Raw genomic sequence first — 20,771 nt, forward strand, 5'->3', positions numbered from 1 at the left:
CCACTCTGGGCATAGGTAACCTCCTTCCTTAGAGAATTACAGCCTAGCAAATGGGAAAAAAATAAATCTGCCCCCTTTTTTCGTCCCCTTTTTTCTCTTTTTTTCTGTCCCCTTTTTTTCTCTACTCCTTAGCAGTGGATACTGCGCGCCTTGTATCAATTAACCATTAAGAATACGCTTTAGTTCCTTTCTTGCCAAATGTCGGTTACTTTGTGAGACAGCCTTATCTACTGATAACTTCTTCAGGTCTTCTACAAAGGAAGCGACCTCTTGAGCCGAACTTTGCGCGACCCAAGAAATGGCAAGATTTATCCAATAATCAGAATCGTGCCTCAATCCAACCCTCACAACACTCATGTAGGGAAAGTCTAGTCCTAGAGCTAATTTAACGCTTTCAAAAGGTATCTCAAGTAATGAGATAACTCTTTTGAAATCTGACAAGCTAACCAAAGGCCATGTAGCTTCATCGCTTGATAGCTTCCAGCGACCAGACTCACATCTGCAAATTACGCCCCCCCCATCCAAAATAATTCTCTCAGAATCTTTCATACATTACATTCCAGGATGATGTTTGACATTGAGATCGTACTGCTTAAGAGTCTGCTCAAACTTAGCTCTGACCTCAGGTGTCCAATTTTTCCAGTAGTGCCCGCTAAACTCATTCGTTATCACCTCCCCGTTGGGTCCTCGCCGAAACATACCACCAACTAGAGCCGATCCGTCGGACTTTATAGTTTCTGCCAGCTGTTGATGAGGAGAGCCCCCAAGGTTAGTGGTAGGCTTACCGACAGCGAAAGTGCTAGTTTTAGGATCAAAAACAAACTCAATGGAACCGTTTTTTGTACTAGGAAAATAATTCTGTATAGCTTTAGATGATACAGACCCCGGCTCCAAGCCTAAAACCCCAGGCGCAGGGCCTGACCCCTGCCAGCTTGTGGGTGTTTTTACACCGCCAGTTTCGATTTTAACCTTACTCCAGTACGCCTCTGATTTACCAGCCTGCGCACCTGCTGTCTCACCCTCTCGAAGCGTAGGTTGCCTAGGACGCACGCCTCCAGCAACACCACCAGCTATGCCTGCAATATAAGGTTCATAGGTGTTAACCAACGTATGGAGCTTATCCAGATTCTCATACGCCCTAGCCTCCAATGTCTGCTTGTAGTTAAAACACACATCTGTTTGGCAGTTGAGCGATTTAAGCGCAAACAAACCACCTTCGAGCGTTGTTATCTGAGACTTTGCCCACGCCGGGCCAGCGGTTTTCATGGCCTCTTCATAATTTCCGAGGCTGATATCGTCGTACTTACCTGCCTTCCACGTTTTCTGCTGGCATGTCACGTCTTTCCCGCAGATATTCATATCTGCTACAAAATCGGCGGCATCTTCATGATTTAAGCTGTTGTAATTGGTGGCATTCTGAGCAGCCCATGCGGCAACTTGAAGATTTTTCGTGTCGACGCCACCATCAACAACTGCTGCTGCAGCGACACCAATCAGTTGAGCGGCGGTGGTTAGAAGGACGTCCCGCTTCTCAGGGCTTATATCGGTAGCCAAGCGGCGTAGCTGATTTGCCAGTGCTTCGTTAGCTCCGGCGGCGATAGCCCCGCTAACAAAATCTCCTCCGGCCACCTCCGCGATAAATCCACCAACGAGCGCGTGGGTAGCTACTTTTTCGATACTGCCCGTCTTCAAACCTATTTCACCAACTGCGTTAAAGCTGGTGGCCGCCAATGTGTTGAATAAAACGCTGGTGAGCGCATCACCCAAATCGGCATCCTGCCCCAGCGCTTTTTTAAGCACGGCCGAGGTGCCGTTCTGTAGCGTCTGGTTGGCCGCAAACTGCCCTACGCCCTTCAGCGTATTAAGTTGTAAGTCGATTTTTCCGGAAGCTTGAGTCGTTTTACTTCCCGTCCAACCGTCAAAATATGCCGCCGTGAAACCTGCTGTGAGGCCAGATACTGCGTATCCCTTCATCGCATCAGACGAAGTGACATCTTTAAATACCGCGCCGAGGTTGCCGCGATTATTAACCGCACTCACCGTGGCATTAGTCGCAGCACCTGCGGCAATAGCGCCAGCGCCAGCAGCGACGCCAATACCAGCACCTGCGGTGGTCATTGCCCCCATAGCTGCAGGTCCAACAAATGCAGCCATCACAATCGCAATAATGATCTGCGACGCCGGCCCCAACCCCGAGTTGCTGTACTTGAAGCTGTCGTGAATCTCCTTGACCTGCCTCCAGTCCACATCCCCACGCGCTTCGGCGTCTTTGATCCAGGCCAACTGCGGATCGGCCTTGACCATCGCATCAATCGATTGGCTGACGGTTTGCTGGTTGACCTGCCTGACGTCAATCTTCAGGCCTTCCACCGCCTTGATCGCGATATTGCCCTCTGCCACCATTTGGGTCTGGCGCAGGGTCTCATCTGTATTGCCTTTACCTTTTGATGATGTCCAGAACGCATCTCCCTTGCTCTTCTCATGACTCTCCTGATGCAGATCCTTCACCGCCTCAAACTCAACCGCCCCCCCACTGACAATCGCAATATCCCCACCACTCTCAAGCTTCGCCGCCTGATACTTCTGATCCCCACCACTCTCCAGTGTCAGATCCCCCCCAGTCTTGATCTCGCTCCCGACACTCTTCACATCGGTCACTTCATCACGCTGAGTCTTCTTGCTGCCCCAATTGCCCTTCTTGCTCATGTCATACAGCGAGTAATGACTGTCCTGCGCCGCCAGCATTTGCAGTTCGTTATCCGCATGCACATAGGCTTCATTGCCTGCGCTGATCTTGCTGGCAACCAAAGTCAGGTCGGTGCCGGCGATGGCGATCAGGTCGCCGCCGGCTTTGAGTTCGGCGCTTTGTTGGGTGACGTCGTCCAGTTGAGTAGTGGTTTTGGTGCCGCCTTTTTTGCCTTTGGAGTAGTCGTGTTGTTCGTTGGCGGCGGCGGCCAGGGTCAGGTTTTCGCCGGCTTTGACGCTGAGGTCTTTGGCGGCGCTGACGGTGCTGGCGACCACGGCAATGTCGCGGCGGGCGTCGATGGCGAGGTTGCCGCCCACGTCAACACCGGAGGTATGTTGCAGGATGGTTTGCTCGGTGCCGCTGATACGGCGGCGTTGGTAGGCGTAGTCGTCCTGCTCGGTCTGGCTGGCGATCAGTACGTCGCGCCCTGCGGTCACACTGGCGTTGCCACCGGCCTTGAGGTTGCTGCCGAGGTTAAGCACGTCGCGCCCGGCGTTCAGTTTGAGCGTGTCGGTGGCTTCGAAGCGGGAGGCTTCGCTGGCCACGTCGTTGCGCAGTTGGTAGCCCTGGCCTTCCTGTTTAAAGGTGGTGACGGTGCGTTCGTTGATGATGTCGCCGATCACGGCGGTGGCGCTGATGTCGCGGCCATTGATGATGCCGCCACGGGTGTTGCGGACCGAGTCGGTGGCGAGCATTTCCAGGCGGTTGCCAGCTTGCATCAGGCCGCTGTTGTCGATGTTGTTGGCAACCATGCTCAGGTTATTGGTGGCGCGCAGGGTGCCGCTGTTGTGCAGGTCGCCGCCGGTGACCAGGCTCACGTCCTGGCCCTGGATCAGCGCGCCGTTGGGGGCCAGGCGGTTGTTGGCCTGGGCCAGGTAAAGCACGGGGGTCAGGACTTTCTGGCCGTTGATCTCGGCTTCTTCCATCCAAACGATGTCGTGGGTCAGTGCCGCGACTTGCTCGGCAGTTAGCGACAAGCCCAGTTGCAGGTTGAGCGAGTCCTTGTACGAGATGGCGTTGTCCATCAGGTAGCGGAACAGTGCGTCGTCGCTGGCGAGGCCGTTGATGTAGCGTTGGCCGGACGGTCGGAAAACTGGATCATTTTTGAAACGTATTGCCGTGATCACGAGCTTCGGACTTTTCCCACGACCTCCCGAGGTTGAGCCATAGGAAGTAACTTGGCTAGGATTCGGCGTCGCAGTAAATCCTGTGGCCGGGTGTCGCAACCTGAAGTAGTCTGAGGCGCGGTAGCGCCATAGCTCTGTAGCAGGCGCTTTTTTTATGCCTGCTTACCGCATCTATGGTGGACCGTGTGAGGCGGGCTTTTGCCCGGCCGGTACCCTCGGACACCGGTTTGCGACCCTCGCACGGTCCACCACCCACTCGTGTCGCAACGAAGGTGGTGGCCTCTTAACTGTCTGAGGATCGAGTGGATGTTTTCTACAAATCGAAACTGCCGAGTTATTGAAGTAAAAGTCGTGATGAGATGTTCGCGCTCTACCGTTAACGCTCATTCAATGTGTGGTGCATCGGAGGGTCGCTCATGAACACGCAAATAGATGATGACGATTTTCCTGCCAGTGTTTTCAATGTGCGGCCAGGCTTGAGTTCCGAAGAAGCATTAGTGAATGCGAGTGAGCTTTTGGCTTCGGCATCAGCAATGGCGAATGAACAGGCGTTTTCCTCAAACGGATCACAGCGACTTCAAACCTTCGGGTTGGCCCAGCTGATCGAAAGCGCGCACCTTCTAGTAAACGATGCTCTGAAAAAAACGAGTCCAGTAACCCTCTGATTTTTAATGGAGAAAAATAGATGAGGATAGGTTACGCAGTTTTATTCGAAATATCGTGGCCTACCCCATCTATCACTTATATTTAAACAATTGAATACTTACAAAAAAATGGTGCCTTATAGACATCCATTTTGGCTAACTATAAAGCTAGCAGGTACCAAAAAATAAAACCACGTTATTAAACAGCAAACCGCCAATAGAGCAATCAAATAAATCTGCCCCTTTTCCACTCCAACTAGACTGAAAATTTTTTTGAGTAACGCTCTTCTAATCTTTCAGCAGACCTTAGAACGCCATCCCCATCATCAGGAAAGAAAGCAGAATAAACATCTGCTGCAATTTTCATCAGGGAAACGTAGTCAGGCACTGGGATACTTGAAGTTTCCACTTCGCCCAAAAAGAAACTAACCTCATTGAAACTTTCTGGATCGTCCCAGTCCTGATCAAGGGCGTAAAAAAAACCTTCACTCACAGAGAAGCCAAATCCCTGCGAAGCGTCATAGATGAACGCTGGAAAATTAGTCCTTCCCCTCGCCATAGAAGCCTCTATCAATTCGTAAAGATCTTCATAGTCCAGACCAGTTGAAGCAAATGACTCCTTGAACCTCTTAAGCCAAGCCAAGCTATCCATTAGTTTGTCCTCGGGGGCATAGTGATAAAGGAATTTGTTATTTCTCCTGTCTTGCTATTACGTGTCACTTGGAAGTGATAGCCATCAACTTTAATACTAGCTTCTCTCAACGCTGGGTTGGTTTTAAACAAAGACTCGGCTTGGACTGCCGCTCGACTAGACATATCAGCCACCCTGCTATCCGGCAGAACCTTTGGATCGTAAGTCGTTTTCGTGGATGTAGGCTTATACTCACCCATTTTGCCACCTGTCAGCGAAAACGCGTAACCAGAGGGCCTAACATTTCGCCAGTAAAGTACCGAGTTCCTAAGTCTTTAGCAGGCTCCATCCCTCCGTAATACTCCTTCATACGAACTCTATCAGAAATCTCTTTCAGATATTTCTGCAGTAGAAGCATAACTTTATCAACATCACTAAAAACAGAATCGTCAAAACACAGCTCTACGTCAACACCGCCCCCACATTTTACAACTCTAAGTAATACAAAAAAATCGGAGGAAGCAGATACAATATCAAAACCATACAACTTAGCAGACACACAAACATCACCTTCAAAACGACAAAGCTCCGCAACCATACTTTGATCAAGGCCCAAGCAACTCGCAATACCGAGCACTTCTGAAGCTGTCACATCGTCGACGCGCTCCGAATGACTCTCCAAATCCTTCAGAAGAATAATAATATCGTCTTCAACCACACCACCTAGAACAACCTCATATAACTCTTTCATAAATTAGTCGACAAACCCTTTAAATGCCCCATCTAAATTCAACCGTATGCCACGCCCGTCGCCAAGACGTTTCTCTATAAATGGAATTCCTTTTTCTGTTGTCACCGACTTAAACTCGCCGGGAGCACGTATTATTTCACGTAACTGCTTCATAGCCTGCTCGTTCCAAGTAGCCATAGACCCTGTAGTCTTACCCCAAATATCAGGATTTCTACCCGCGTGCTTCGATAGTGCATGACCGATAACGGTGGAACCTTTGTAAGGTAATTGAACGAAAAAAAATGGACAGATTTATTTTTTCAGAGACTCATCCGCTACGTCTCAAGATCTTCACAAAGCCCAAACCTCAAAAAACCTGCCCCCTTTTCTTGTCAAGTAAGTGACGCTCAAATTTGCCCCATTTTTTCTTCTAGCCTCACCCCGACTCAACAATGAAATCTTTCGCTAGAATCATCGCCTCAAAAAAACCAGAGAATGGAACTCTCAAAGTCGCGCTACTTAAGTCAGCAAAGATCTCCACCTCTAAAGCGTCCACCCCTTTATCCTGATTAACTTGAGCAATTGGTTCGCCTTTATATTGAATCTCCGCAGTCAGCCTTTTATAGCGATTATCACTAAAGCCCAGAACTTCAAAATCCGAATTACTTTCAAGTTTCATGGTTTCGCCTTAGGGTCCAAAAACCCAGAAAATGAGCCATCATTATTGTAGCGCAGACCTCTTCCATCGGGAGCCCGGACCTCTAGCCCACCGCGACTCAAATTTGAGAATGTTGAATTTGGATTCTTGAGAACGTCATCAATAATACCGAGTGCAGTTGCATTTTGCTTTTCAATTCCACCTGTGAGTTTTGGGAACGTTCCAGTAGCTCGCTGGCCAGAAGCATGCTTTGTGAGCGCCCTAGCAGCCTCTGTCAGACCTTCCTTATTGATAGGATTTGAAGCTGCGGCAGATAGATCATCGAAAGTGCGGCCGCCGAAATTTTGCAGGGCGGAAGGCAATCCTTTTGCACCTCCCATCACAAGCCGACCTAATACTGCCGCCAGCCCAGCACCTGTGAGTTCACCGGCCATAAAATAGCCCCAAGCCTTGACGAACTCGTTAGCCGGTTGAACCCCTTCAAAACCTTGTCCTTGGGCCAGCTCCAGCTGTGCTTGGGCAATTTGGTCGTTAGTGGCACCTTTTTCCAGCATGTCCTTTGCCAGAGTAGTCGCCGCTGATCCGTATTCACTTAAGCCTGGTGGCAGATGCTCCAGAAAATTGTATTGCGTCAGGTTTTGCGCAACCCAAGCCCCTTTCTCGATCTTGGCAGCGTCCGCATCTTTCTGCCCCGCAGCCGCCAACACACCCACGATCTGCGAACTCATCGTCAGCAACTCTTCGTTGCCGTTAACCAGCGTATTCAGATGAGTAACCAGCGCCTCATTCGCCCCCGCTGCCAACGCACCGGTTTTAAAATCGCCGCCCGTAGCCTCAGCCAGCAAACCACCTACCATCGCGTGAATCGCAATCTTGGGTGCCGACCCATCGGCAACTACACCTTGGGTGTAATTTCCCACCAGATTGAAACTAGCTGCCGCCAACGTATTGAACAGCGCACTTTTTAATGCATCGCTGGCGCTACCGCCCTGCCCGAGTGCCTTGCTCAGCAGCATGGATGTGCCGCTTTGCAACGTCTGGTTGGCGGCAAATTTACCGACACCGCTCCACGTATTCAGTAGACCTGGCGTCGTGACTTTCCCAGTGATTGTGTTTGTTTGAGTCCCCGTCCAATCACCAAAATATGCAGCGGTCATGCCAGCCGTGACGCCAGCAATCACATACCCCTTCATCGCATCCGAAGAAGTCACGTCCTTGAGTACCGCGCCCAAGTTGCCACGGTTGTTAACGACACTGACCGTAGCGTTGGTCGCTGCTCCTGCAGCCACTGCTCCAGCTCCAGCTGCCACGCCAACGCCCGCCCCTGCGCTGGCAGCCGCACCCGCAGCCAACGGCCCAACCACCGCCGCCATCACAATCGCAATAATGATCTGCGACGCAGGCCCCAACCCTGAGTTGCTGTACTTGAAGCTGTCATGAATCTCCTTGACCTGCCTCCAGTCCACATCCCCACGAGCCTCTGCATCCTTAATCCAGGCCAGTTGCGGATCGGCCTTGACCATCGCCTCAATCGATTGGCTGACGGTCTGTTGATTGACCTGATTGACGTCGATCTTCAGGCCTTCCACCGCCTTGATCGCGATGTTGCCCTCGGCAACCATCTGGGTCTGGCGCAGTGTTTCGTCGGTGTTGCCTTTGCCTTTGGAGGACACCCAGAAGGCATTGTTATTGCTCTTCTCATGACTCTCCTGATGCAGATCCTTCACCGCCTCAAACTCGACGGCCCCTCCACTGACAATCGCAATATCCCCCCCACTCTCAAGCTTCGCCGCCTGATACTTCTGATCCCCCCCACTCTCCAGCGTCAAATCCCCCCCAGTCTTGATCTCGCTCCCGACATTCTTCACATCGGTCACTTCATCACGCTGAGTCTTTTTGCTGCCCCAACTGCCCTTCTTGCTCATGTCGTACAGCGAGTAGTGGCTGTCCTGCGCCGCCAGCATTTGCAGTTCGTTATCAGCGTGCACATAGGCTTCGTTGCCCGCGCTGATTTTGCTGGCGACTAGCGTGAGGTCGGTGCCGGCGATGGCGATCAGGTCGCCGCCGGCTTTGAGTTCGGCGCTTTGTTGGGTGACGTCGTCGAGTTGGGTGGTGGTTTTGGTGCCGCCTTTTTTGCCTTTGGAGTAGTCGTGTTGTTCGTTGGCGGCGGCGGCCAGGGTCAGATTTTCTCCGGCTTTGACGCTGAGGTCTTTGGCGGCGCTGACGGTGCTGGCGACCACGGCGATGTCGCGGCGGGCGTCGATGGCGAGGTTGCCACCCACGTCCACGGCAGAGGTGTGTTGCAGGATGGTTTGCTCGGTGCCGCTGATGCGACGGCGTTGGTAGGCGTAGTCGTCCTGTTCGGTCTGGCTGGCGATCAGTACGTCGCGCCCTGCCGTTACGCTGGCGTTGCCACCGGCTTTCAGGTTGCTGCCGAGGTTGAGCACGTCGCGGCCGGCGTTCAGTTTGAGCGTGTCGGTGGCTTCGAAGCGGGAGGCTTCGCTGACCACGTCGTTGCGCAGTTGATAGCCCTGGCCTTCCTGCTTGAAGGTGGTGACCGTGCGCTCGTTGATGATGTCGCCGGTCACAGCAGTGGCGCTGATGTCGCGGCCATTGATGATGCCGCCACGGCTGTTGCGGATCGAGTCGGTGGCGAGCATTTCCAGGCGGTTGCCGGCTTGCATCAGGCCGCTGTTGTCGATGTTGCCCGCGACCATACTGAGGTTGTTGGTGGCCCGCAAGGTGCCGCTGTTGTGCAAGTCGCCGCCGGTGACCAGGCTCACGTCCTGGCCCTGGATCAGCGCGCCGTTGGGCGCCAGGCGGTTGTTGGCCTGGGCCAGGTAGAGCACGGGGGTCAGGACTTTCTGGCCGTTGACCTCGGCTTCTTCCATCCACACGATGTCGTGGGTCAGTGCCGCGACTTGTTCGGCGGTGAGGGACACGCCCAGTTGCAGGTTGAGTGGGTCCTTGTAAGAGATGGCGTTGTCCATCAGGTAGCGGAACAGCGCGTCATCACTGGCAAGGCCGTTGATGTAGCGTTGGCCGGTGCGGGCCACCACGGCTTCGCGGATCAGGCGTTGCTCGTACAGGCCATCGCCTAGGCGCTTCCAGCTGGCGTCGGGGTTGTAGCCGAGTTTGCCGAGCAGGTAGTCGGAGCTCATGAACTGCTTGAGGTCGGTGAGCGCCGGGTTGGTTTCGATCAGGTATTTGTGGCTGTTATCCGCCGGGGCGATGTCCGGCATTCCTTGAACGCGGGTGACGGAGGGCGCGCGGTTGTCCAAGGCCAGCGGGCCCTGGCCGTTGACTGCACCGCTGACGGGCTGGCCATCGAGGCTGAAACCGCGTTCTTGCACGGCGTTGTAGTCGAGGGTTTTCTCGCGCTCGGCGGCGCTGATTACACGTCCACTCACGCTGAAGTCACCGCTACCGGTAGCCGCGTTACCCGCTGCACCACCCTTCGCGGCCTGGCCGCTGAGACGGAACAGGCCGTTCTGGCTGGTCGGCAAACTGAAGCCGGGCAAGGTCACCGGGTTGACCTGGCGTTGGGCCAGATCTGGCGGTAGCTGTGCGGTGATCGCCGGCTTGACGGTGGAGGCAAATACCTCGGAATTGGTGTTGCGGTTGGCCGCCGGGGTGTCGATGTGGGTAGCGTTGGGGCGGATGACGCTGTTGTCGATCCTGGAGGTCGCATTGACCGTCACCGCACCTGCGGCCTGAATAACCGCCTGTGCAATCACGCTGCCGGTGGTGGGCACTACATAGATACTGCTTTCATAGAAATTGCCAACGCCTGCCCTGACCTGGTCCATCGTCATCTGGCCCGGGCGGTAGTCGCCTGAGTTGGGATTGTTGTAGATGTTGAACTGGTTCTGGCGCTCCATGAAGGTGTTGTAGATGCCACGGTCGCGGGTATAGAGCCCGGAATTGAAGTGACGCTCTTCGCCGCCTGCCGCGCCGCGGTTGGTCAGCACATCGGTGTTGATCAGGATATTCCCGGCGGCGGATACCGAGCTGTAAAGGTTATCGAAGGTCTGGCTGCCCACAGTCAGGTCGCCACCGGCGTTGATGAACGCAGAGGCCGAGCTGCCGGTGATGACATCTTCGTATTTCTCCACCGAGTTGAAGTACAGCTCGCAGCCTTTGCCTTTGCAGTAGTCGTTCCAATAGATATTGAGGTTGCCCGACACCAGCTTCATTTCAGTGGTGAACTGGTCACGACGGTTGCTCAGGGTGTCTGCCAGCAAGCGCATGCCGGTGCCACTTTCCAGGCTGCCGGAGACGTTCTCGATCAGGCTGCTGCGCGCGCTCGCATCATCCCGGGCGATGTCCAGGGCGCCGAGGCTGTAGACGTCGCCATAGCGGTTGCTGAAATCATTGACGCGCAACGCCATGTCGTTGCCGCTGAAGAGCAAGCCCTTGTCATTGACCAGGTGCGTGGCGTTCAGCCGGACTTTTCCGGCGCCGCCCAGGGTGCCGTAGTTGTTCAGGGTGGTGGCATTGACTGTCAGGTCGCCGATGGCAGTCAGGCGCCCGTGGTTATTCAGGCTCGTGCTAGTGACCTGGTTGAGTGCGCCGCCGGCAATGCGGGCGTTCTCGCCCAGGTCCATGCTGGCGCTGGTGAGGCTCATGTTGCCCAGGCTGCTGACGCGGCCGTTGCCGCTGTAGCCACCGGTGAGCGTCACACTGAGGGTGCCATCACTGGCCAGAAGGCCGTCGTTGGTCCAGGTGTCGCCAATGCCGACCAGGCTTTGTGCAGCGAGCAACTGGCCGCTGGCGGTCTGGGTGAACTGGCCGATGTCGAGGTTCAGGCGCCCGGCCTGGATCACGCTGCTGTTGGTCCAACTGGCAGCCTTGATGTCCAACTGGCCGTTGGTGACGAAGCTGCCGCCGGCCCGGGTGACTTGGTCGGAGGTCAGGTCGAACGTACCGGTGCCGGTGTGTACGATGCGCCCGCCGTTATTGTCCAGGCCGGCGGCTTGCAGGTTCAGGTGTTCGTTGGCGCTTTCAAGCACGCCGAAGCGGTTATCGAACAGGCCGGAAACATCGATGTCGGTCGTGCCCGTACGGCCCATGGCCCGCAGGTTACCGCCGACGTTGTTGATGGTTTGCGCAGCAAGGCGCAGGACGTCGTCGCTTTCAATCAGGCCATAGCCATTGCTCAGGGCGCCAGTGAGGCCAAAGTCGATATTGCGTGCACCGACCTTGCCGCCCTTACCGGCCGCCGTGCCCTGGTTATCGAAAGCCTGGGCAGTGACCTTGAGCAAGGTATCGGCGTAGACACCGCCGCCCTGGTTATTGAAGGTCGTGGTGACGATGCGGCTGTCACCGCCGAGTGCGGATAAATGCCCCATTTGGTTGAGCAGCCCGCCCTTGGCTTGGATATCCAGCGACTGCGCCTGAGTGATGCCGTTGCTGTTAGTGAACAACCCAGTGACCAGTTTGACCCAGCCCTTGCTGCTGTTGAGTACGCCACCGGCCGTGTTGGCTACACTGGCGGTTTCCAGGTCCAGGTTGCCACTGAGGCTGTCGACGCGGCCGCCCTGGTTACTCAGGGCGCCGCTGAGGCGCAGGCGGTTATCGGTCTGGCTTTGCAGCGTGCCTTGATCGTTGGTGAGGGTGCGGGCGGTAAGGTCGAGCTTGCCCTTCTGGCTGAACATCAGGCCGTCTTGCTGGTTTTGAACGTCACCGGCCAACAGCTTGATCACCAGGTCTTTCTGGCTGGCGAGGGTGCCTTTGGCGCTGTTATCCAGATCGCCATTGGCGAGGGTCAGGTCAAGGCGATCCTGGCTGACCAGTTGGCCGCCTCGGTTGCCCAGGCTGGCGGCGTTCAGCAACAGGGCTGCGCCACTGGCCAGGCGCGCATTGTTGGCGTTGATCAGCGCACCACTGAGGGTGCCGTCCAAGGTGCCCTGGCTGATCAGTTGGCCAGCACTGTTGTCGAGACTCTCGCCGATAAAGGTGATGTTGGCGGCGTTGATACGCCCACCACGGTTGAGAATTTGACTCTGGGCATTATTGAAGCCCAGGTGTTGAGCTGCGGAAATCAGGCCGTTGTTGCTGTTATCCAGGCGACCGGCAACGTTGAGGTCGACATCGGCCTGGCCGGAGATGATCCCCTGATCATTGTTCAGGCTGCCCGCGATGAGCGTTTGTTTGCCCATGCTGACCAGGGCGCCCGCCGCGTGGTTATCCAATACACCGGTGAGGTCAGTGTGCAGGGTGCCACTCTTGCTCGACAACGTGCCCTCGGCGCTGTTGTCGAGGCCATTGCCGACCACCGTCAGACCGTTCCAGCCGGAGATCAAGCCCTTGTTGGCGTTGACCACGGTATCCGCTTCAAGGCGCAATTGATCGGCACTGAGGATGACCCCGCGATCACCGTTATCGATGCGTTTGGCGGCGATGGTGAACGCCGTCTGGCTGGAGATTTCGCCTTGTTCTCGGTTGGTCAGGTTAACCAGGCGCGCGAAGGTCAGCGGGCCTTTGGCGCTGATCAAGCCTGCGCTGTTATCGAGATTGCCGCCTTGCAGATCGAGGCTCACAGTGCGTTCGCCGATCAAGCGGCCCTGGCGCTGGATCAGCTGTTGGACGATGAGTTTCAAGTCGCCCCTGGCTGAGATTTCGCCATCCAGGCTTGAGTCGACTGTTTGCCCGGTCAGAGTCAAATCAGCCTGGCTGTTGATCAACCCGGCAGTGTTATCGAGGTTGGCAGTGGTCAGGTTCAACGCCTGTTGACTGCCGATCACACCCGCGCGGTTATCCACATTGGCGGCGGTGACCGTCTGGCTACCATCGCTGACGATTCGCCCGCCCTGGTGATTGTCCAGCGCGCCGGTGTTGAGCGTCTGTAGCGTGCCGGCCGAGAGGCTGCCCTTGTCGCTGTTGTTCAAGGAGCCTGAGGTGGTCGTCAAAACCGTAGCGGCAAAGATCTGCCCCTGGTTATGGTTATCCAGCACGCCGGTGACCTTCAGCTCCAGCGCACCACGGCTGGCGAGCGCGCCACCGGCCTGGTTGTCCAGGCTGTCAGCTGCCACCTGCAGAACGCTCTTGGCGGACAGTACACCTTCCACACTGTTATCCAGCGCCTTGGCGATACGTACCTGCAGGCTGTCGCCACTGATGACTTTACCGCCGCGGTTATTCAGCGCATCGGCCATCAACAGGAATGATTGGGTGCTGGAGATTTCACCGCCCTGACTGTTGTCGACGGTGCCCAGGTTGTTCAGCAGCAGTTGGCCCGGTGTCGCGATCAGGCCGTGGTCACGGTTGATCAGTTGCCCATGGCTCAAGTCCAGGTCGATGCTGGTATTGCTGATCAGCTCGCCACGATCATGTTGGTCCAGCCCGGTCAGGGTTGCCTTGACCGTGGACTTGGCGAAGATCGAACCTTGTTGGCTGTTGTCCAGTCGCCCTGCGTTGAGGGTGATGCCAGCGTCACTGCTGATGCTGCCGCGCTGGCTGTTGTCCAGGCCGGCGCTGCGCACGTCCACCTGTTGCTTGGCGCTGATCACGCCGCCCTGGCTGTTGTTCAGCACAGTGCTGACCAGCGTGGCGGTGCCATCGGCCAGCAGCTTGCCAGCCTGATTGTTCAGTTGGCCCTGGATGGTGATCGACAGCGCATTGGCCGCAGAAAGAATACCGCCCCGGCTGTTATCCAGGGTGCCAGCCCTGACGGTCAGTCCGCCCTCGCTCAGCAGCGTGCCCTGCCCTTGGTTGAGCAAGTCTCCGGTCAGGCTAATGGTCAGGTCTTTTTGGCTGGTAACGCGGCCACCCAAGCTGTTATCCAGTTGGTCGCCATTCAATACCAGGCTCTCACGCCCCGCCAGCAAGCCCTTGCTCTGGTTGAGCAGGCGCTGCACCGTGAGCGTCAGGCCGCTGTCGCCGATGACCTTGCCGGTGGTGTTGTTCAGTTGATCGGCGACCACCAACACCTTGGCCTGGCTGGAGATCTCGCCTTGCTGATTGAGGATGGTCTGGCTGCGCAGGTCCACGCCCTTGGTGGCAGCGATAAGGCCGCCGTTGCGGTTATCCAGGGACGCGCCGGTCAGGTTCAGCGCACCGTCGCTGACGAGTTCGCCCGCTTGTTGATTGAGCACACCGACGGTTGCCTGCAGGTCGCCCTTGGCGCTGATGCGACCGGCGCCGTTTTCGAGCTGGTTGGCGTTGAGGGTCAGCGCACCATCGCTGCCCAACTTGCCGCCATTGCTGTTGTTCAACTGGTTCAGTTGCACATGCGCGGCGGCCTTGGTGCTGATCACGCCCGCTTGGCTGTTATCCAGATCGCCGCCGGTGAGGGTCAGCGCGCCGTCGGCAATGACCAAGCCCCCCTGGTTGATCAGGCTGTCGCCGTGCAACGCCAGGGTGGTTTTGCTGGACATCAGGCCGCCCTGGCTGTTGTTCAACTGCCCTGCGGTTATTTGTTGAGCCCCCTGGCTGACGAGGTTGCCTTCATTGCGATTGTCCAGCAGCCCGGCGACGGTCAGGTTCATCACGCCTTGGGCGGCGATGGAACCTTTGTCGCGGTTATCCAGGCTGGCCGCCTGTACTGTCAGGCTGGTCGCAGAGAAAATCCCCAGGCGGTTATCGATGGCACCGCTGGCGGTTACGTTGAGGTTGCTGCCCAGCAATTTGCCTGAACGGTTATCTAGGTTCGTGGCAATCACGGTTGTGTGGCTGGCAGAGATTTCACCCGCCTGGTTACTCAGTTGCCCTGCGGTTACACGGGCCTGCGCCTGGCTGGCGACCAGGCCGTTATCGTTAGTCAGTTGGCCGGCGTTGAGCGTCAGGTTCTTGAGGCCGATCACGCGACCGTTCTGGTTATCCAGCGCAGCGGTCACCGTAACGTCGGTGCTGTTTTCACTGTGCAGCAGACCGTTGGTGCGGTTATCCAGACCGGTGGCCGTGACCTTGAGCGAGTCCGTACCCAGTACACGACCGCCACGGTTGTCGAGTTGACCGGCGTTAATCACGGCGGTGGTACCGCTCAGAGTGCCGCCTTGATTGTTCAAGGTTTGGTTGGCCGTGGCGGTAAGGGTTCGGCTGGCAACCACGCTGCCGCTATTGCTCAGGTTTGCCGCGCGCAGACTGACATCGCCACCAGCATTGCGGCTTTCATCGGCGTTGACACCGGCTTCGATGATGCCGCTGTTGACCAGCGCCCCACCGCTGGTCACGGTGATGCTGTCGCGGGCCGCCAGGCTTTTCTGGTTGCTCAGGCCTGTCGTAGTTTGTACATCGACTCGCGTGCCGGCATACACCGCACCCGCAGCGTCCAATTGACCGGCCTTGATCACCACCGCTTCGCTGGCTTTGGCATTAGCCAAACTCAGTCGTCCATTGGCATCGAGCTGAATATCACCGCCACTGGCCATTAACGTACCGTCGAGCTTCACGCCCACCCCGGCCTCGGTGCCCACCAGTTTGATCGCCCCGGCATACATCCCACCCAACGCCGTCGAATCAATCGCCAGCTTGGGCTTAGCGCTGCCGTCGTCGGCGCGGGCAGTGGCTTGCAGGCTTTTAGCATCGACGTCATTGCGCCCGGCAACCACACTTAAGTTGCGCGCATTGATCTGTGCGTTAATCCTGGCCGAGCGGGTGATGATTTCAAAGCGGTCGACGTTATCGGCATTCAAGCCCTGGCCGTCGATGGTCACGGCGCCGCCATCAACCTGGTAACGTTGCAGTTGCCCGCTTGCGTCGAGTATCGGTTTGCCGGTGGTCAGGGTGACGTTGGGGGTGTTGATGAAGCCGCAGCCGCTGCAAGTAATGCCATAGGGGTTGGCGACGATGACCTTGGCCGACTGGCCCGCCACTTCGGTGTAGCCGCGCAGTTGGCTGGGACTGCCGCCGTTGACTTCGTTGAGGATGATGTTGGCGGCGCGGCCTTGCAGGTTCGGGTTGCCGAGGATGATGCCGCCCAGTTGCGTCGATTGGGTACGGTCGGTGGCGTTGTTGAGTATCACGCCGTTGGCGCCGACGTTGTAGTCCTTGAACTGGTTGTGGGACAGGCCACTGCCATTGGGGGCGGCGATGTTTACCACCGGCACGCCATTGCCCGCCTGGCCGACCGTGGTGCCCGGCGCGCTGACCACGATGCCTTCGGCCTGGGCCAGCAGCGGTTGCCAGAACAGCGCGTTGGCCAGGATCAGCGCCACGCCACGTTTGGGCAGGCCCAGGAACGCGTCACGGCTTTTCAGGGCAGCAGAAGGCTGGCGAACCAGGAAGGCAAATTGGCGAACATCCATTTCAAATTCTCGTTGCAACTGGGCGTTGAATTACAGGAAGAAATCCATGCGGAAGTAGATCGGTGCTTCGCGCTCAAGCAGCGCGGCCGGTCGTTCCAGCGAGTGGGCAAAGGTCACGCTGGTGCTCACGTGTTGGCCGCGGGCGAACAGCTCAAGGGAGTTGCTCGAGACGCGGCCGTGCACTTCGCCGTTGTAGCGACCATTGCGGATCACGCCTTGGTCGTAGCCCACGCTGGCACCGTACTCGCCGAACACCGGGCGCAGCCAACCGAGGGTCACCGGGCGGCTCCAGCGCAGGTCATTGCGCCAGTAACCGCCGCTGTCGCCGGTCAGTTGCTGATCCTTATAGCCGCGTACCGACGCCGAGCCACCGAGGCTCATGCGCTGGGGGCTGAACAGCACGTCTTCGCTGCGTTGGCCAGTGGCCAGGCTGGTGAAACTGAACGACTCGCCCCACAGCGTGAAGGGTTGCAGGTAGCTGACGGTGGCGGTGTATTTGCGGTAGCGCGCATCCGGCACGCCAGGCAGGGGGTTGTGATTGCCTTGGGCGTCGAAGGCGCCGGTGCCGTTTTGCATGCCCACATCGACGTTGACGAACGCACTGCCGATACGACGACCATGGTTGATGCCCAACTGCAGTTCACTGAGGCGGTTGCTGCTCTCTTTGAGGCGGCTGCTATCGATGTAGTTGTTGGTGCGCAGGTGGGACAGGCCGACGTTGAGCGACGTCTTGCTCACGGCATCACGGTGGATCACCCGCTCAGCGCGTAACTGATGGTTTTCACTGTCACCGGTTTGCTTGAAGTCGAAACCGTCGCCCTGGACGACCGAACGGTAATCGCTCTGGTTGTAGCTGTAGCTGAAGTTCCACCAGCCCCAGGGCACGTTGTAGTAGAGCATCGCATTCTTGGAGGTTTTCTGATGGTCGCTGACCGCGTCATGGCCGCCACGCAGAATCAGCTGATCGGCCAGGCCCAGCGGGCTGTCCCACTCAAAGCCGGTGCCCCACTGCTGTTCGCCGGTGCTTTTCTGGCCATCGTTATTACGTGAAAGACTGGCGCGCCATGGCTTTTGCGGGGTGTTTTTGACCAATACCGAGCTGCCGCCCACGGCCTCGCCCGGGGTCAGCTCCATTTGGGCTTGATTGGACGGCAAGCGATTGAGTTGGTCGACGGCCTGCTCGATTTCTCGCAGGTTCAATATCTCGCCGCTTTTGCCGGGAAAGGCCATGGCCAGCTCGCGGTCCGTCAACTTGCTGTTGTCGGCGCCCTTCAAGCCTTCGAGTTTGCCCTCCACCACCAGCACTTGCAGATGCCCCTTGGACATGTCCTGTTGCGGCAAGTAGGCGCGACTCGTCATCAGGCCCTTGTCGATGTAGAAGTCGGTGAGGTCTTTGAGCAGGGCGTTGAGTTGTGAGACGCCCAGGCATTGACCGGTGTACGGTTTGAGCAGACGCTCGCGTTCAGGGGCAGGCAGGTGGTCGGCCCCCTGGAGTTCAATGGTTTGGATCGGGAAGCAACGGCTGTCCACCGGGGCTGCTGGCGCTTCGGGCCTGGCCTCTTTGCCGGGCAGTTCCTTGAGTTGTTCAAGGCGGCGTTGCTGATCTTCCAACAGGCGGTTTTGCCGGTCGCGGATCAGGTCCTGATCACCCGGAAGGGTTGCCGCCATCACGCTGGGGGAGGCGAGGCAGACAAGCAGGGCAATGCTCAGTGAATACCGAGTCCGTGGCGGTTGGGAATTCATGTTCGATCCATCGAATTTACGAAGGGTGGCAAACTAACATCGACCGCGTTTCTCGCCAATAAACTGACCCACCTTTAGGTAACGCCCTAAAAAAACTGTAACTAGCTGACGAATAAAGAAAATAATCGAATAAGAATGGATATTGCTTGAAGTTATTGGTTGTTTTCCGACCAGCGGTATCAGATTTGATACACATTGAGCACCCACACGAACGCCCGGACTATTGGGTCAGCACCGGTCCGCATATGAATATTTGAATTTAAGGAATTTTTGGACGACAACGGAAATTTGCGCAGACGTTGACCCAACGTCGACTCGGGCAGGCCAAATCACAGGCAAAAAAAAACCCGGAAATCCTCACTTGCGTGGGCCTTCCGGATTTTCTAAACCGCCAAAAATGGTGGGTCGTGTGGGATTCGAACCTACGACCAATTGGTTAAAAGCCAACTGCTCTACCAACTGAGCTAACGACCCGCTGTGTGGTGGCGCGTATAATACTGATTTCTAAGGATTATTCAACACCTTATTTTAAATAAATCAGAAAAAACGCATTTGAACGGTAATTCGGTGGGTAGAACGCCTATCGCAGCAGCCGGATCAGCGCCCCGGCTCGTCGTTCCACAGGTACTTGTGCAGCTGCAATTGCAGGCGTACCGGCAGGTTGTCCGCCACTACCCAATCCGCCAGGTCACGGGCATTCAGGTCGTGATGGCTTGGCGAGAACAGCACCTCGCCCGCTCGACGCTCCAGGCCATACTGGATCAGCTTGGAGGTGGCCCAGTCATAATCGTCACGGGAACAGATGACGAACTTGACCTGATCGTTGGCCGTCAGCAAGTCCATGTTCTCGTAGCGATTGCGGTGGGCTTCCTTGGAGTCCGGGGTCTTGAGGTCAACCACTCGGCTGACGCGCGGGTCGACCGCGGAGATGTCCAGGGCGCCACTGGTTTCCAGGGAGACCTCGTAACCGGCATCACACAGCTGTTTGAGCAACGGAATGGCGTTGGGTTGCGCCAGAGGCTCACCGCCCGTCACGCAGACGTAGCGCGGCCGGTAACCGGCAACCTGCTCCAGGATGTCGTCGAGGGTGCGCACAGTGCCGCCGCTGAAGGCGTAGGCGCTGTCACAGTATTGGCAACGCAACGGGCAGCCGGTCAACCGTACAAAGACAGTGGGCAGGCCAGCAGTGCGCGTTTCACCCTGCAACGAGTAAAAGACTTCGGTAATACGTAATGTGTCTTGCATAGTCGCCACGGGCGTAACAGCTAAACAGGCTGTCCGCCTCCGTCAGGCACTTCAAGGGATTGCGCCAACGCGTCAACCCCAGGAAGCGTGTTTCATAAAAGGGCGTGGATTCTAACGAAAAAACCCGCGACAAGCGCGGGTTTCTTCTGAACGGGCTGCATTGCTTACAAGCGTTGCAGGTCCCGCTGGGCCAACTGCGCCGCGGAGGTACCCGGATACTGGGCAACCACCTGCTGCAGAATACCTTTGACCTTGTCGGTGTGACCCAGGCGGCGTTCTACGTCAGCTAGTTTGTACAGCGAATCCGGAACCTTGGCGTGCTTGGGGTACAGCTGGCTGACCTTGGCAAAAGCCTGGCCCGCGCCCTGCAAATCACCCTTTGCCAGGTTGACCTCACCCAACCAGTACTGGGCATTGCCCGCGTACTGGCTGTTGGGGTACTTGCGCAGGAAAGCGGTGAAGGCCTGACTGGCCTTATCGAAATCCTTGGCCTTGATCAGGTCGAAGGCTGCATCGTAATACAGTTTTTCCTTCGCCGGATCACCCGGTTCACTGCTGGCGGCAGGGGCAGCCGCGGCGGCCCCCGCTGCTGCGCCACCGGCAGCGGCACTGGGTGCGCCACCGGTAGAAGAATTATCAGGAGTAGCGGCAGGTGCAACACCGGCTCCAATACGACGGTCAAGATCCTGGTAACGCTCCAGGCCTTCTTGCTTCAGCTGGTTCACTTGGTTCTGCAGAACTTCAATGGCGCCTTGTTGCTGGGCCAACTGATCCTGCATGCGTTGCAGCTGGTTGAACAGTTCGCCCTGTGCCGAGGGAGCGGACGTAGCCGCTCCCCCCGCATAGGCGCCGTTCGTGCCATAACCCGCTGGCGGATAACTGCTCCCGCTATTGTTATAGCCTGAGTTGCTATCCGTTACAGGAACCGCAGCCCACACCGCAAGCGGTGCGAAGCTGAGAGCCAATACAGTTAGAGCACGACGGCACGTTCGCATGACGA

Annotated in this window: 10 protein-coding genes, 1 tRNA gene and 1 pseudogene; 1 reads left to right on the forward strand and 11 read right to left on the reverse strand. The window is 56.8% G+C overall.

Features of this window, described 5'->3' with window-relative positions:
• Nucleotides 1-159: 159 nt before the first annotated feature.
• Together OC445_RS15300 and OC445_RS15305 are read right to left on the reverse strand one after the other, a co-directional pair.
• Complete coding sequence (locus tag OC445_RS15300) at nucleotides 160-549, reverse strand: hypothetical protein (protein ID WP_198790646.1); 390 nt, start codon at nucleotides 547-549, stop codon at nucleotides 160-162.
• Nucleotides 550-552: 3 nt separating this feature from the next.
• Nucleotides 553-3,858, reverse strand: a pseudogene (locus OC445_RS15305) (DUF637 domain-containing protein); the annotation flags it as partial.
• 431 nt (nucleotides 3,859-4,289) lie between these two features.
• Here OC445_RS15305 and OC445_RS15310 point away from each other — a divergent pair.
• Nucleotides 4,290-4,538, forward strand: a complete 249-nt coding sequence (locus OC445_RS15310; RefSeq protein ID WP_181123918.1) for a DUF6124 family protein — start codon at nucleotides 4,290-4,292, stop codon at nucleotides 4,536-4,538.
• A gap of 235 nt (nucleotides 4,539-4,773) precedes the next feature.
• Here OC445_RS15310 and OC445_RS15315 read toward each other — a convergent pair whose 3' ends face one another.
• The 9 genes from OC445_RS15315 to ybgF all read right to left on the reverse strand — a co-directional run bounded on the left by OC445_RS15315 (nucleotide 4,774) and on the right by ybgF (nucleotide 20,766).
• Nucleotides 4,774-5,169: a hypothetical protein gene (locus tag OC445_RS15315; protein WP_072447133.1), complete on the reverse strand. Its 396-nt coding sequence runs from the start codon at nucleotides 5,167-5,169 to the stop codon at nucleotides 4,774-4,776.
• Between the two features lie 250 nt (nucleotides 5,170-5,419).
• Entirely contained in the window at nucleotides 5,420-5,899 is a 480-nt protein-coding gene (locus OC445_RS15320; RefSeq protein WP_054897996.1) for a hypothetical protein, read from the reverse strand.
• 3 nt (nucleotides 5,900-5,902) lie between these two features.
• Nucleotides 5,903-6,052 (reverse strand): hypothetical protein, encoded by a 150-nt coding sequence (locus tag OC445_RS15325; protein WP_164919369.1) that lies wholly within the window; start codon nucleotides 6,050-6,052, stop codon nucleotides 5,903-5,905.
• A gap of 262 nt (nucleotides 6,053-6,314) precedes the next feature.
• Nucleotides 6,315-6,557 (reverse strand): hypothetical protein, encoded by a 243-nt coding sequence (locus OC445_RS15330; protein ID WP_054897997.1) that lies wholly within the window; start codon nucleotides 6,555-6,557, stop codon nucleotides 6,315-6,317.
• Nucleotides 6,554-16,783, reverse strand: a complete 10,230-nt coding sequence (locus OC445_RS27035; RefSeq protein WP_280089495.1) for a filamentous hemagglutinin N-terminal domain-containing protein — start codon at nucleotides 16,781-16,783, stop codon at nucleotides 6,554-6,556. The genes OC445_RS15330 and OC445_RS27035 overlap by 4 nt, the downstream gene beginning before the upstream one ends.
• Before the next feature lie 30 nt (nucleotides 16,784-16,813).
• Entirely contained in the window at nucleotides 16,814-18,526 is a 1,713-nt protein-coding gene (locus tag OC445_RS15345) for a ShlB/FhaC/HecB family hemolysin secretion/activation protein (RefSeq protein WP_054897999.1), read from the reverse strand.
• A 398-nt stretch (nucleotides 18,527-18,924) separates the two neighbouring features.
• Nucleotides 18,925-19,000 (reverse strand) — tRNA-Lys (locus OC445_RS15350).
• Between the two features lie 123 nt (nucleotides 19,001-19,123).
• Nucleotides 19,124-19,771 carry a 7-carboxy-7-deazaguanine synthase QueE gene (queE, locus tag OC445_RS15355; RefSeq protein ID WP_034128580.1) on the reverse strand — a complete coding sequence of 216 codons (648 nt, stop codon included), beginning with the start codon at nucleotides 19,769-19,771 and terminating at the stop codon, nucleotides 19,124-19,126.
• Between the two features lie 164 nt (nucleotides 19,772-19,935).
• On the reverse strand, nucleotides 19,936-20,766 hold the full coding sequence (gene ybgF / locus OC445_RS15360; RefSeq protein WP_054898000.1) for a tol-pal system protein YbgF: 831 nt from the start codon (nucleotides 20,764-20,766) through the stop codon (nucleotides 19,936-19,938).
• Nucleotides 20,767-20,771: the final 5 nt, after the last annotated feature.

Source organism: Pseudomonas sp. Pse35 (assembly GCF_024519715.1).
GTDB lineage: Bacteria > Pseudomonadota > Gammaproteobacteria > Pseudomonadales > Pseudomonadaceae > Aquipseudomonas > Aquipseudomonas paracarnis.